The organism is Streptomyces sp. NPDC058279, from assembly GCF_042881255.1.
In the GTDB taxonomy this organism is placed as follows: domain Bacteria; phylum Actinomycetota; class Actinomycetes; order Streptomycetales; family Streptomycetaceae; genus Streptomyces.
The window spans coordinates 182,592-196,350 of the sequence record NZ_JBHVYA010000002.1 but is presented as its reverse complement, the minus strand read 5'-3'; the positions used below and the strand labels follow the sequence as shown (position 1 = coordinate 196,350).

At 72.5% G+C, this 13,759-nt stretch carries 10 protein-coding genes; 6 read left to right on the top strand and 4 right to left on the bottom strand.

Annotated features, from left to right (window positions below; all coding sequences use genetic code 11):
- Positions 1-11 precede the first annotated feature (11 nt).
- The gene (gene lpdA / locus ACFVXJ_RS05630) at positions 12-1,400 is read right to left on the bottom strand and encodes a dihydrolipoyl dehydrogenase (protein ID WP_389659116.1); all 1,389 of its coding nucleotides are present in this window, start codon (positions 1,398-1,400) and stop codon (positions 12-14) included.
- A gap of 295 nt (positions 1,401-1,695) precedes the next feature.
- Entirely contained in the window at positions 1,696-3,237 is a 1,542-nt protein-coding gene (locus ACFVXJ_RS05625; protein WP_389659113.1) for a leucyl aminopeptidase, read from the bottom strand.
- A gap of 354 nt (positions 3,238-3,591) precedes the next feature.
- On the opposite strand from ACFVXJ_RS05625, the gene ACFVXJ_RS05620 reads away from it, so the two are divergent.
- From ACFVXJ_RS05620 to ACFVXJ_RS05600, 5 genes are all read left to right on the top strand, one after another.
- Positions 3,592-5,643, top strand: a complete 2,052-nt coding sequence (locus ACFVXJ_RS05620) for a hypothetical protein (RefSeq protein WP_389659110.1) — start codon at positions 3,592-3,594, stop codon at positions 5,641-5,643.
- Between the two features lie 125 nt (positions 5,644-5,768).
- Positions 5,769-7,283 (top strand): GT4 family glycosyltransferase PelF, encoded by a 1,515-nt coding sequence (gene pelF / locus ACFVXJ_RS05615; protein ID WP_389659107.1) that lies wholly within the window; start codon positions 5,769-5,771, stop codon positions 7,281-7,283.
- On the top strand, positions 7,280-8,806 hold the full coding sequence (locus tag ACFVXJ_RS05610) for a hypothetical protein (protein ID WP_389659104.1): 1,527 nt from the start codon (positions 7,280-7,282) through the stop codon (positions 8,804-8,806). The genes pelF and ACFVXJ_RS05610 overlap by 4 nt, the downstream gene beginning before the upstream one ends.
- A gap of 68 nt (positions 8,807-8,874) precedes the next feature.
- Positions 8,875-9,525, top strand: a complete 651-nt coding sequence (locus ACFVXJ_RS05605) for a spherulation-specific family 4 protein (protein ID WP_389660063.1) — start codon at positions 8,875-8,877, stop codon at positions 9,523-9,525.
- A complete protein-coding gene (locus ACFVXJ_RS05600) occupies positions 9,522-10,355 on the top strand; it encodes an endo alpha-1,4 polygalactosaminidase (RefSeq protein WP_389659101.1) in 834 nt (277 codons plus the stop codon). Before ACFVXJ_RS05605 ends, ACFVXJ_RS05600 begins: the two co-directional genes overlap by 4 nt.
- Position 10,356: 1 nt before the next feature.
- Here ACFVXJ_RS05600 and ACFVXJ_RS05595 read toward each other — a convergent pair whose 3' ends face one another.
- Positions 10,357-11,823 carry an FAD-dependent oxidoreductase gene (locus ACFVXJ_RS05595; RefSeq protein ID WP_389659098.1) on the bottom strand — a complete coding sequence of 489 codons (1,467 nt, stop codon included), beginning with the start codon at positions 11,821-11,823 and terminating at the stop codon, positions 10,357-10,359.
- 27 nt (positions 11,824-11,850) lie between these two features.
- Here ACFVXJ_RS05595 and ACFVXJ_RS05590 point away from each other — a divergent pair, with 27 nt between their 5' ends.
- Positions 11,851-12,501, top strand: coding sequence for a TetR/AcrR family transcriptional regulator C-terminal domain-containing protein (locus ACFVXJ_RS05590; protein ID WP_389659095.1), 651 nt, complete (start codon positions 11,851-11,853; stop codon positions 12,499-12,501).
- Positions 12,502-12,532: 31 nt separating this feature from the next.
- Here ACFVXJ_RS05590 and ACFVXJ_RS05585 read toward each other — a convergent pair whose 3' ends face one another.
- Positions 12,533-13,756, bottom strand: coding sequence for a sensor histidine kinase (locus tag ACFVXJ_RS05585; protein ID WP_389659092.1), 1,224 nt, complete (start codon positions 13,754-13,756; stop codon positions 12,533-12,535).
- Between the last annotated feature and the right edge of the window lie 3 nt (positions 13,757-13,759).

Genomic DNA, 13,759 nt, shown 5'->3' with positions numbered 1-13,759 from the left:
GTGACTGTGGATTAGTCGTGGGAGTGAAGCGGCTTGCCGGCCAGGGCCAGGTGGGCCTCGCCGAGCGCTTCATTCTGGGTCGGGTGCGCGTGGATGAGCTGTGCGACCTCGGCCGGCAGAGCCTCCCAGTTGTAGATCAACTGGGCCTCGCCGACCTGCTCGCCCATCCGGTCGCCGACCATGTGGACGCCGACCACGGCACCGTCCTTGACCTGGACGAGCTTGATCTCGCCCGCGGTCTTGAGGATCTTGCTCTTGCCGTTGCCGGCCAGGTTGTACTTCAGCGCCACGACCTTGTCCGCGCCGTAGATCTCCTTGGCCTTGGCCTCGGTGATGCCGACGGAGGCGACCTCGGGGTGGCAGTACGTGACGCGGGGAACACCGTCGTAGTCGATCGGGACGGTCTTGAGACCGGCCAGACGCTCCGCCACCAGGATGCCCTCGGCGAAGCCGACGTGCGCGAGCTGGAGGGTCGGGACGAGGTCACCGACGGCCGAGATGGTCGGCACGTTGGTCTGCATGTACTCGTCGACCAGGACGTAGCCGCGGTCCATCGCGACGCCCTGCTCCTCGTAGCCCAGACCCTGCGAGACCGGGCCGCGGCCGATGGCGACCAGCAGGACCTCCGCCTCGAAGGTCTTGCCGTCGGCCAGGGTGACCCGTACGCCGTTCTCGGTGTACTCGGCCTTGTCGAAGAAGGTGCCCAGGTTGAACTTGATGCCGCGCTTGCGGAACGCGCGCTCCAGGAGCTTGGAGCTGTTCTCGTCCTCGACCGGCACCAGGTGCTTGAGGCCCTCGATGACGGTGACGTCGGTACCGAAGGACTTCCACGCCGAGGCGAACTCGACGCCGATCACACCGCCGCCCAGGATGATCGCGGACTCGGGCACGCGGTCCAGGACCAGCGCGTGGTCCGAGGAGAGGACGCGGTTGCCGTCGATGTTCAGGCCCGGGAGCGACTTCGGCACGGAGCCGGTCGCCAGCAGGACGTGGCGGCCCTGGACGCGCTGCCCGTTCACGTCGACGGAGGTCGGGGAGGAAAGCCGGCCCTCACCCTCGATGTACGTCACCTTGCGGGAGGCGACCAGACCCTGGAGGCCCTTGTAGAGGCCCGAGATGACGTCGTCCTTGTACTTGTGCACACCCGCGATGTCGATGCCCTCGAAAGTGGCCTTGACACCGAACTGAGCGGCTTCGCGCGCCTGGTCCGCGATCTCACCGGCGTGCAGCAGAGCCTTCGTGGGGATGCAGCCGTTGTGCAGGCAGGTGCCACCGAGCTTGTTCTTCTCGATCAGCGCAACGTCGAGACCCAGCTGGGAGGCGCGCAGCGCCGCGGCGTAACCGCCACTGCCACCGCCGAGGATCACTAGGTCGAAAACGGTGCTGGCGTCGTTCGCCACGTCACGTCCTCCATGCATGTGCGCCGGGCACCGGTCCTCTGTGACCGGGCGGCGGCTGGTATTCGGCCGCTTGTTTCTTCGGCCCTGTGGTGGGGGCCCTGTCCTGCCGAGAACCCATCTTCGCATTTGTCGGGGGAACACGGGACGCCGGGCCCCGGCCGACGACGGCCGTTCCGCCGGAATGCGGGTTACCGGTGCGTAGAAAACTACTGATCGTCGAGATTTCGTCCAGAGCGAACGCGCCCCGGGACCCTCGTCGGGGTCCCGGGGCGCGTGCTCGCGAGGAGGTCGGGCGTCAGCCGAGGTCGCCCGTGGCGGTCCGCTCGGCCAGCCGCACCAGGGTGCGCACGGCGGAACCGGTGCCGCCCTTGGGGGTGTAGCCGTACGGGGCGCCCTCGTGGAAGGCGGGGCCCGCGATGTCGAGGTGGGCCCAGGTGATGCCCTCGCCGACGAACTCCCGGAGGAAGAGGCCGGCCACCAGGCCGCCGCCCATCCGGACACCCATGTTGGCGATGTCGGCGGTGGGGGAGTCCATGGTCTTGCGCAGCTCCTCGGGGAGCGGCATAGGCCAGGAGGACTCGCCGACCTCCTCCGCGATCTCGTGGATCGAGGTGCGGAAGGCGTCGTCGTTGGCCATGATCCCGAAGGTCCGGTCGCCCAGGGCCAGCACCATGGCGCCGGTCAGGGTGGCGACGTCGACGATCGCGTCCGGGTTCTCCTCCGAGGCGCGGGTCAGCGCGTCGCCCAGGACCAGGCGGCCCTCGGCGTCGGTGTTGAGGACCTCGACGGTCTTGCCGCTGTACATGCGCAGGACGTCACCGGGCTTGGTGGCGGAACCGGACGGCATGTTCTCGGCGAGCGCGAGCCAGCCGGTCACGTTGACCCGGAGGCCCAGCTTGGCGGCGGCGACGACGGCGGCGAACACGGCGGCGGCGCCGGCCATGTCGCACTTCATCGTCTCGTTGTGACCGGCCGGCTTGAGGGAGATGCCGCCCGAGTCGTAGGTGATGCCCTTGCCGACGAAGGCCAGGGTCTTCTCCGCCTTGGCGTGGGTGTAGGACAGCTTCACCAGGCGCGGCGGGTTCTCGGAGCCCTTGCCGACGCCCATGATGCCGCCGAAGCCGCCCTTGATCAGCGCCTTCTCGTCCAGTACCTGGACCTTGACGCCGTTCTCCTTCGCGGTCGCGGTGGCGACCGCGGCGAACGCCTCGGGGGTCAGGTCGTTGGGCGGGGTGTTGACCAGGTCACGAGCGACGTTGACCTCGGTCGCGAGGACGACGGCGCGCTCGGCGGCCGCCTTGTGCTCCTTGTCGCGCGGCTTGGCGCCGAGCAGGGCGATCTCGGCGAGCGGCTGCTTCGGTCCGCCGTTCTTCTCACCGTTCTTGGCGACCTTGTCGGCGCCGCCCTGGTAGGCGGTGAAGGCGTACGCGCCGAGCAGCGCGCCCTCGGCGACGGCGGTGACGGCGGAGGCGTCGTCCAGGGGAAGGGCGAACGCGGCCTTCTTCGAGCCGTGCAGGGCGCGGGCGGCGGAGCCGGCGGCGCGGCGCAGGGCCTCCTCGTCGTACGACTCGTCCTGCTCCGGGACGGAGCCGAGCCCGACGGCCAGCACGACCGGGACCTTCAGACCGGCGGGTGCGGGCAGCTTGGTGACCTCGCCTTCGGCGCCCGAGGCGCCCATGGCGTCGAGCACGGCGGCGAGCCTTCCGTCGAACGCCTTGTCCACGGCCTCGGCGCCCGCGGCGACGACGGGCCCCTTCGGGCCCTTCGCCACGCCGACCACGAGGGCGTCGGCGCGGAGCGTCGCCGCGCCGGCAGTGCTGAGAGTCAGAGCAGTCACGGTGGTGAAGTCTCGCTTCCGTTTGTGTATGGGTGCGCTGCGGTCGCGTCGGGGTCGCCGGCCGCTCCGCAGCGATCGTATTCGGGCGCGGCGGCACCCGGAAAGGAGCCTACGCGTACGCCCCCGTCCGTACATCACTCGAAGGTTTGGCAAGTTGTTCGACGGAACCACTGACAGGTTCACCCATCTGTGGTCTCTGTTCCAGGTTTGCCCTTTAGACCTGACGAGGTCCGAGAGGATCGAGCCACTCTCGCAAGGGGGCGTGGGGTCCCTTTGCATGATTTCCACAGAGCCTCCCCGGCTCGGCCGTCCGCCATGGCCGGCGCCGAGGGAGCCTGCGGGGGGAAGGCCGAAATGGTCAGCAAGGCCGAAATGGTCCGCAAGAACAAGAACCGGATGAACAGGGTCGCCGCGGCGATGGCCGCGACCGCCCTGTTGTCCGTGGCAGTGCCGGCGGCGACCGCCCAGGCGGCCACCGTCGTACCGCGCGTCGACCTGAGGGTGCTGGTCGTCGACGACGGCGGCAGTTCGGTCGCGGCGATCACCGCCGAACTCCGGGACACCGGAGTGCCCTACACCCGCGTCGACCTGGGCAGCGGCAGTCGCCCGGTGATCAACGCGGCGTTCCTGAGCGACACCGTCGACGGCCGGCCGCGCGCCAAGTTCCAGGGCGTCGTCCTGCCCAACGAGAACCCCTTCGGCGAAGGCTCCGCCGAATCGGCCGCGCTGAGCGCCTACGAGACGACGTACGGCATCCGCCAGGTCGACGCCTACACCTGGGCGCACCCCGAAGTCGGCCTGGAATACACCGACAACGGCGGCTACAGCGGCACTCTTGACGGCACCCAGGCCGCCGTCACCGCCGCCGGCAAGGCGGGCCCGTTCGGCTACCTCGGGGGCCAGGTCACCTTCGAGGACAACTCGCCGCTGATCCCGGAGAGCTACGGATTCATCGCCAAGCCCCGTACCGGCTACACCAGCTACCTCGACGCCCCCGTCGGCTCCGGACGGGCCTCGCTGGTCGGCGAGTACGCCCACGACGGGCGCAGCGAACTGGTCGTCACCTTCGGCTACAACCAGTACCAGCAGCAGTTTCGGCTGCTCGCCCGGGGCATCGTCGACTGGCTGACCCAGGGGGTCCACCTCGGCCAGGAGCGCAACTACTTCGCGGTCCACGTCGACGACGTCTTCGCCCCCGACGCCCGCTGGGACCAGGCCCTCAACTGCACGCCCGGCGACTACGCCTGCGCGGGCGGCGACGGCAAGGAGAGCACCATCCGGATGACCGCCGCCGACGCCCAGTACGCGGCGCAGTGGCAGCAGTCCAAGGGCTTCAAGCTGGACCTGCTCTTCAACGCGGGCGCCGGGGAGGAGTGGAAGACCGAGAACGGCGGCACCGACGCGCTGACCGCCCAGCTGATCGCGGACCGGGCCCAGTACCGGTGGATGAACCACACCTACACCCACCTCTTCCTCGGCTGCGTCCAGGACGTCACCACCGTGCCCTGGAGCTGCACCAAGAACGCCACGGGCGCCATCAACTGGACGAGCCGCGCCGACATCTCCGCCCAGATCCGCGACAACAACAACTGGGCCGCCTCCAAGGGCATCACCACCGACCGCTCCGAGCTGGTCACCGGCGAGCACTCCGGCCTCAAGACCCTCCCGCAGCAGGCCGACGACAACCCGAACCTGGCGGGCGCCCTCGCCGACAACGGGGTCAAGTGGGCCGGCAGCGACAGCTCCCGCGAGCCCGGGCAGCGCGCCGTCGGCGCCGCCCTGACCGTCCCCCGCTACCCGATGAACGTGTACTACAACACGGGCACCAACGCGGAGATGGCCGACGAGTACAACTGGATCTACACCAGCCGCGCCCAGGGCGGCAGCGGCGCCTGCGAGGACAACCCGGCGACCTCCACCTGTCTGCCCGCCCCCCTCGACAACGCCACCGGCTACCTCGACTACATCGTCCCGACCGAGGCCCGCACCGCGCTGCGGCACGTGCTGGCCAACGACCCCCGCCCGCACTATGTCCACCAGTCCAACCTCGCCGAGGACCGCACCCTCTACCCGGTCCTCAACCAGGTCCTCGACACCTACCGCACGCTCTACGCGCCCAGCGCCCCGATCGTGAACCAGAGCATGAAGGACACCGGCGTCGAGCTCAGCCGCCGCGCCGCCTGGGACGCCGCGCTCGCCGCCAACAAGGTCACCGCCTACCGCATCGGCAAGGACGTCACCGTCAAGGCGCCCTCGGGCGTGGTCGCGCCCGTCACGGCACCCGTCGGCACCAAGAAGCAGCTCCTGCTCGGCACCGCGGACTTCGGCACCGCGTACGCGGGCTCCCGGTCCGCGTGGACGGCTCCCGAGCTGCTCCAGTCGGCGGTCACGCTCAAGCTGGCCTGACCGCCCGCCGGCCCTCCGCCGGGCCGGAACCGCTCCATCCGCACGCGTACGCAGCACCACCTTGCGCCGGCGCTCCGCGAACCACGGGCGCCGGCCCCTTTTAACGTCCTGGGGGGACACACCGCATGAGCCATGGGCGCCATGTCACCATGCTCACCGAAGGCACCTACCCGCACGTCCACGGGGGCGTCAGCACCTGGTGCGACCAACTCGTCCGGGGAATGCCGGAAGTCGACTTCAACGTCATAGCCCTGACCGGCTCCGGACGCGAGCCGGTCACCTGGCAACTGCCCCGCAACGTCTACCGGCACACCGCCGTGCCGCTCTGGGGCCCGCCGCCGCCCCGCACGCTCCGTTCCGCCCTGCGCGGCAGGACCCGGCGTCGCTTCACCGACACCTACGAAACCTTCCTGCTGTCGATGCTCGACCCCGCGCACGGCGGATTCTCCGACGCCCTGCGCGAACTGGCCCTGCTGGCCCGTTCCGGCCGCCTCGCCCCGGCCCTGCGCTCCGAGTCCGTCCTACGGCTACTGATGGACCTGTGGACCCGCCCGGGCATGCCCACCGCGGAGGCCGCGCCCACCATCCACGACGCGCTCACCGCGACCGACCTGCTGGAACACGCCCTGCGCCCGCTCAGCGTGCGCATCCCGCGCGACAGCGTCTCGCACGCCGTCAGCAGCGGCCTCGCCACCCTGCCGGCCCTCGCCGCGAAACACCTCGACCAGGTGCCCTTCCTGCTCACGGAACACGGCATCTACCTGCGCGAGCGCTACCTCGGCTACCGCACCGCCGAACAACGCTGGCCCGTCAAGGCCCTCATGCTCGGCTTCTACCGCGAGCTGAACAGCGAGGGCTACCGGCAGGCCGACCTGATCACCCCCTGCAACCAGTACAACCGCCGCTGGGAAGAGCGCGGCGGCGCCGCCTCCGACCGCATCCGTACCGTCTACAACGGCGTCGACCCGCACGCCTTCCCCGAGGCCGGGCCCGAACCCGAGGTGCCCACCCTCAGCTGGTGCGGTCGGGTCGACCCGATCAAGGACCTCGAAACCCTCATCCGCGCCTACGCCTTCATGCGCGAGGAGGTCCCCGCCCTGCGGCTGCGCCTCTTCGGCCCGGTCCCGGCCGGCTGCGAGGACTACAAGCTCCGCCTGGAGAAGCTCGCCGCCGAACTCGGGGTGTCCGACGGCGTCACCTTCGAGGGCCGCGTCACGGAGGTCGCCCGCGCCTACGCGGCCGGCTCGATCGTGATGCTCTCCTCCATCAGCGAGGGCTTCCCCTTCAGCATCATCGAGGCCATGTCCTGTGGTCGCACCACCGTCTCCACCGACGTCGGCGGAGTGCGCGAGGCCGTCGGCGACACCGGGCTCGTCGTCCCGCCCCGCGAACCGGAGACCATGGCCCGCGCCACCCTCGCCCTGCTCCGCGACGACGAACGCCGCGCCGAACTGGGCCGGCTGTCCCGCAAGCGGGTCGTCGAGAAGTTCACCCTCCACCAGTCCGTGGACGGGTTCCGGCACATCTACCGGGAACTCGCCGGCCAGCCCGTCATGCCGGTCCACCCGGGCGACGACTGGACCCAGCGCCTCGCCGACCCCTGGTACCGCGAACTGGCGGCCGACGGACGTGCGTGGTGAGCGGATCGCTGTGGCTCAAGGTGCCGGGCGGCAACACCCTGCCCGCCATCCCCCGTCCCCGGCGGACGGCCCGACCGGCCGCCGACCCCATGGACGAACTCGTCGAACGCTTCGAGGGGTTCGTCGCCGCCGCCGTCCACCCCGACGAGATCGCCGCCATCCTCGAATCCGACGGGATGAACGACGAATTCATCCGCCTCACCTACGGCCGCCACGACTCCTTCGCGCTCGCGGAGGAGCTCTACGCCCGGGTGCCCCGCTCCTTCCCCGAGCCCCGGAGCGTCCCCGACCCGTGGAAGGTGTCCCTCACCGCCTGCCTGCTGCGCGGGGTGATCTTCGCCCTGCCGGGGCTCGCCTACCTGCTGGGCGCCCCCCTGCTGGAAGGCCCGCCCGACCGGCTCGGCCTGCCCGCCGGGACGCTGACCCTGCTCGCCGGCGCCCTGATCGGCTGGGTGTGGGACCAGACCCTGTCCCACCGGGCCTACTCCTGGCTCGGCCTCGGCGACCGGGCCGCCGCCGGGCGGACCCTGCTCGCCGGGGCGCCCGCCGGGGCGCTGCTCGGCACCGCCGCCGCCCTGGCGGTGCCGGGCGGCCCGCCGTTCTCCTACGTGTTCGCCGCCGGGCAGGCGCTGTACGTCGGCGCCGCCACCGTGCTGCTGGTCCTCGGCCGGGAGCGGCTGCTGCTGGCCGCGCTCGGCCCGATGGCCGCCGGTGCGGTGCTCAGCCTGTTCGTCGACCTGCCGGTGCCGGCGCGGGTGACCCTGCTGGCGGTCTCCCTGCTGGCCGCCTGCGCCCTGGCCGTCCGGGAACTCCCGCTGGTCGAAGGGGTACGGGCCCTCGTGGGCCGGGTCCGGGACCGCGCGCGGGCCCGCACCGGCGGGGGCCCCGTGCGGTGGCGGACGCTGCGCGGCGGCGAGGAGGAGTACACGCCGCGCGGGCCCCGGCTCGCGGACTCCGTGCCGTACGGCCTCTTCGGCCTGGGCACCGGGCTGCTCGTGCTGTACGCCGCCCTGGGGGAGGTGCTCGCCGGGGGTCCCGCCGAGGCGGTAGCCGCACCCTCGGCGGTGGCCCTCACCCTCAGCATGGGCCCCGCCGAATGGTTGCTGCACCGCTTCCGCAGCGGCAGCCTCGCCGGGCTGCGGGCGGCCCGGTCCCCCCGGGCGTTCCGCCGCCGGATGCTGACCACCCTGGCCGGCTGCCTCGCCCGGTACCTGGCGGTGCTGTCGGCGCTGGGCGTGAGCGGGACCCTGCTGTGGCCCGACGCACCCGGCCTGACGGGGGCCCGGGTGGCGACGTTGCTGCTGCTCGGGGCCGTCATGTGGACGGGGCTGCTGCTCCAGTCCTTCGGTGCGGTGCGACCCGCCGCGATCGTCTGCGCCTGCGCGGCGTTCGCCCAGAGCCTGGCCGTGCTGACCGGGCTCGGGCAGCCGCGGCTGGTCCAGTCGGTGGTGGCGGCCACGGCCGCGGCCGCCCTGGCGACCCTGGTCTGCCTGTTGTTGGGCCGAGCCACGGCCCACCGCTGAGCGCGCCCGGCCCGGAGGGCCCCGCGCACGTGTCACCGTACGAGACGACGCACAAGAAGAAGGACCTCATGCTGTTGGTGCCCCTCTACGAGCACCCCGCCGACCGGCCCGAGGCGTGGGAGCTGCTGATCGCCTCGGCCGGCCGGCTGCATTCGGTGGTGCTCAACCCCGACAGCGGGCCGGGGGAGGCCCCCGACGAACGGTTCGCCGCCGTCGCCGGGCGGCTGCGGGACGCCGGAGTGCCCGTCCTGGGGTACGTCGACACCGACTACGGGCGGCGCCCGCACGCCGATGTCGTCCAGGACCTGTTGCGCCACCGCGACTGGTACGCCACCGACGGCGCGTTCCTCGACCAGGCCTCCGCCGACCCGGAACTGCTCCCGCACTACGGGCGGTTGGTCGTCGCCGCCCGGGCCGCGGGCGCCCTCACCCTCGTCCTGAACCACGGCGTCCACCCGCACCCGGGATACGCGGCGCTCGCCGACCTGCTCGTCACCTTCGAGGGCCCCTGGGACGCCTACCGCGACGCGGGCGCCGCCCCGAGGTGGACCGCCGACCACCCCGCCCAGCGGTTCTGCCACCTCGTGTACGCCGTCCCGCCGGGCGCACCGGCCGCCGAACTCGCCCTGGAGCGGGGGGCGGCCGTGCACTGCGCGGTCCCCGGCTCCGGCGCGCACCCGTGGGGCACCCTGCCGTACGACCTGGAGGCCGGAGCATGAGGCGCCGCGCACTGGCCTGGCTGCTCGTCGGCCCGCTCCTGCTTCTCGCCTCCTGTACGTCGGCGCCCGAGCTGCCGGAACCCGACGACCTGTCACCCGACCCGGCGCCCGGTCAGCGCTGGCAGCCCGCACCGCGGGTGAGCTGGCAGTGGCAGCTCACGGGCACGCTCGACACCTCCGTGAAAGCGGCGGTGTACGACGTCGACGGCTTCCACACCACCAAGGAGCAGGTGACCGCCTTGAAGAAGGCGGGCCGCAGGACCATCTGCTACCTCTCCACCGGCGCCTGGGAGGACTTCCGCCCCGACGCCGCCGCCTTCCCGAAGGAACTGCTGGGCGAGGGCAACGGCTGGGAGGGCGAGCGGTGGCTGGACATCCGGCGCTCGGCCGAGCTGGAACCGCTGATGGCCAAGCGGTTCGACATGTGCAAGGAGAAGGGCTTCGACGCGATCGAGCCCGACAACATGGACGGGTACGCCAACTCCTCCGGCTTCCCGCTCACCGCCGCCGACCAACTGGCCTACAACCGGTTGATCGCCAAGCTGGCGCACGACCGGGGGCTGTCGGTCGGGCTCAAGAACGACCTGGACCAGATCCCCCAGTTGGTCGGGGACTTCGAGTTCGCGGTCAACGAGCAGTGCGCGCAGTTCGAGGAGTGCGAGCGGTACCGGCCGTTCGTCGCGGCGGGGAAGGCCGTCTTCCATGTCGAGTACGAGGGCTCGCTGCGCGAGTGGTGCCCCGTCTCGCAGCGGGAGGGGCTCAGCTCGCTCCAGAAGAAGACCGACCTGGACGCCTGGCGCCGTTGGTGCCCGCCCCGGGGCAACCCGTAGCTCAGGCGCCGACGCGGGCCGCGTACGCGGCGACGCCCGTCCCCGTGTCGCCCGCCCAGCCGATGTGGCCGTCGGGCCGGACGAGGAACACCCCGTCGCCGTAGGGCGCGTAGGACGGGACGCGCAGGGTGCGGACGTCGGGCAGGATCGGAAGGTCGACCTCCGGTTGTTTGCCGACGGCCAGCAGGGTCCAGTGCGGTCCGCGGAACGCGTCGAAGAGGCGAACGCCGCCGGGAGCCCCGTCCGGAGCGCGGTCGCCCGCGCGCAGGGCGTCCCCCGGCAGGGCGGTGCGGGTGTCCACGGCCAGGGAGGAACCCCGGTAGTTCAGGCCCAGCATCCGGGTGGCCGCGCCGCGCCGGGTCTCGCCCCGGTGGACCCGGGTGGAGAGGCCGAGCATGGCGGCGGCCACGGGCAGCCGTTCCTCCTCGTACGTGTCGAGCAGGGACCCGGGGGCCCGCCCGGCCAGCACCGCGGCCAGCTTCCACCCCAGGTTGTACGCGTCCTGGACGCTGGTGTTGAGCCCCTGGCCGCCCGCGGGGGAGTGGATGTGCGCGGCGTCCCCCGCGAGGAAGACCCGGCCCTCGCGGAACCGGTCGGCGAGCGCGGTCCGGGGGCGGAAGTCGGAGGCCCAGCGCACTTCCGTCACGTCCTCGGCGGCGAGGTGGGAGCGGGCGGCGACGACCGCGCGGACGGCGTCGGGGGAGAGGTCGATGTCCGTGCCCTCCGGGAACTGCGCGGTGAGCTGGAAGTCCCCGGTCCCGGCGAGCGGGCAGAGCGCGAGGACCCCGGTGTCGTCGTCGGCCGGGAAGACGTGCCAGTTGTCCCGGTCGAGTCCGGTGACGCGGACGTCGGCCACCAGGACCGGGTTCGGGTCGACGCTCTCGCCGGTCATCACGATCCCGAGCGCCCGGCGCACGGTGGACCGGCCGCCGTCGGCGGCCACGACGTACCGCGCCCGGACGTCTTCCCCGGAGGCGAAGCCGGCGCTCACCCCGTCGGTGTCCTGGTCGAGCCCGGTCAGTTCCCGGCCGAACGCGACCGCGCCGCCGAGTTCCGCGAGCCGGGCGAAGAGGATCTCCTGGGTGCGCCACTGCGGCACCATCCACGGCTCGTGGTACGGCGACTCCTCGCCGGGCTCGCCCGGCTCGAACATCCGCTGCTCGCCCTGGCGCCGCCCGTCCCGCCAGATCATCGCGACCGGGTAGGGGCCGCCGGCGGCGTCGACGGCCGCACCGACGCCGAGGTCGTCGAAGACCTCCCGGGTGCGCGGCTGGATGCCCTTGCCGCGGGAGCCGGGGAAGAGGCCGTCGGCCCGCTCCACGACGAGGGCGTCGATCCCACGCCGGGCGAGGTCGACGGCGAGGGCGAGGCCGGTGGGGCCCGCACCGACGATCAGAACGTCCGTGTCGGTCACCGCGGTCGTGTGCACGACTCTCTCCTTAACGTCGTTAAGTTGCTCCCGAAGCATTGCCTTAACGCTGTTAAACTGTCAAGCGTGACGACCCGGAGAGCCCCCAAACTGGACAAGAAGCTGGTCGTGGAGACCGCGCTGCGCCTGCTCGGCGACGTCGGCCTCGACGGACTGACCCTGCGGGCCATCGCCAAGGAGCTGGACGTCCAGGCCCCCGCCCTGTACTGGCACTTCAAGGGCAAGCAGGAACTGCTGGACGAGATGGCCACCGAGATGTACCGCCGATTGGTCGCCGGCCTGCGGCTCCCCCCGGAGGCCGGCTGGCAGGAGCGGCTGACGACCGCCAACCGCGCGCTGCGCGCGACGCTGCTCGGCTACCGCGACGGCGCCAAGGTCTTCAGCGGCTCCCGGTTCGCGGGCACCGAGCACGCCCTCCGGCTGGAGACGGACCTGCGCGCCCTGGTCGACGCCGGCTTCGCGCTGCCCCAGGCGGTCCGCGCGTTCTCGACCGCCTACTTCTTCACCCTCGGCTTCGTCACCGAGGAACAGGGCGTGCAACCGCTGCCGGGCGAGCGCCGGGAGGGCTACGACGTCACCGAACGCGCGGCCCGGATGGCGGCCTTCCCCCTCGCCGCGGCGGCGGGCGCCGAGCTGTTCCAGGAGTACGACGAGGGCTTCGAGGAGGGCCTGGCCCTGGTGATCGCGGGCATCGAGGCCCGCTACCACGCGCCCTGACGAGCGGTACGCGCCTTCCGGGCGCCCGGGTCTACGCGGGCAGGACCGCGTGCACGCGGTAGCCGCCGCCGTAGCGGGGGCCGGCCGAGCACGATCCGCCCAGGGCCCCGGCGCGCTCCCGCATGCCCAGCAGGCCGTGGCCGCCGCCCGGGTCGGCCGGGCGGGGCGCGGAGTCCGCCGAGGTGCCCCCGTCGTCCAGCACGGTCACCTCGACCGACGCCCCCACCCGCACCACGCTGACCTCGGCGGTCGCGCCCGGCCCCGCGTGCTTGCGCACATTGGTCAGCGCCTCCTGGATCACCCGGTACGCGGCCAGGTCCACGGCCGCCGGAAGGGAGCCCTCCCGGCCCAGCTCGACCATCACCTTCACCGGCAGCCCGGCGTTGCGGAAGGTGTCCGTCAGCTCCTCCAGCACCCCCAGCCCCGGCGCGGGCTCCGTCGGTGCCTCCGGATCACCGGACTGCCGCAGCAGCCCCACCGTGGCACGCAGCTCGTTCAGCGCGGAACGGCTGGCGTCCCGTACGTGGGCCAGCGCCTCCTTGGCCTGGTCGGGACGCTTGTCCATCACGTGCGCGGCCACCCCCGCCTGCACGTTGACCAGGGCGATGTGGTGGGCCACCACGTCGTGGAGGTCCCGCGCGATCCGCAGCCGCTCCTCGGCGACCCGGCGGCGGGCCTCCTCCTCCCGGGTGCGTTCGGCGCGCTCGGCCCGCTCCCGGATGGCGTCGATGAACGCCCGACGGCTGCGCACCGCGTCCCCGGCGGCGGCGGCCATCCCGGTCCAGGCGAAGACGCCGATGTTCTCCTGCGAGTACCAGGGCAGCGGTCCGGCCAGCATGGCCACGCCCGTCAGCCCCGCCATGGTGAGCAGGCCCACCTTCCAGGTGGTGGGCCGGTCGGTGCGGGCCGCCAGCGTGTAGAGGGCGATCACCGCGCACATCGCGACGGGCGCCCGGGGCTCCCCGGTGGACAGCTCCAGCAGGGACAGGGAGACGGTCGCGGCGAGCACCGCGCGCGGCCGGCGGCGCCGGCACACGAGGGCGGCCGAGCCCAACAGCATCAGCAGCAGCGAGAACGGCTCGGGGGTACGGGTGCCGAAGGTCGGCCCGTGCGGGCCGTGCGGGCTGGCGAAGGAGCCGACGACCATGGCAACGAGCGCACCGACCGCGAGGATGCCGTCGGTGGCCGGCGGATGGAGCCGCAGCCACCGCCGGAGCGCACGGAAGCGTCCCTGTCGGGTGGGGTCTGTCGTCACGGG

Excerpts from the sequence above, each read along its gene's own strand:
- ACFVXJ_RS05620 (WP_389659110.1), top strand. The coding sequence starts at position 3,592 with ATGGTCAGCAAGGCCGAAATGGTCCGCAAGAACAAGAACCGGATGAAC.
- pelF (WP_389659107.1), top strand. The coding sequence starts at position 5,769 with ATGAGCCATGGGCGCCATGTCACCATGCTCACCGAAGGCACCTACCCG.
- ACFVXJ_RS05605 (WP_389660063.1), top strand. The coding sequence starts at position 8,875 with ATGCTGTTGGTGCCCCTCTACGAGCACCCCGCCGACCGGCCCGAGGCG.
- ACFVXJ_RS05600 (WP_389659101.1), top strand. The coding sequence starts at position 9,522 with ATGAGGCGCCGCGCACTGGCCTGGCTGCTCGTCGGCCCGCTCCTGCTT.
- ACFVXJ_RS05595 (WP_389659098.1), bottom strand. The coding sequence starts at position 11,823 with ATGCTTCGGGAGCAACTTAACGACGTTAAGGAGAGAGTCGTGCACACG.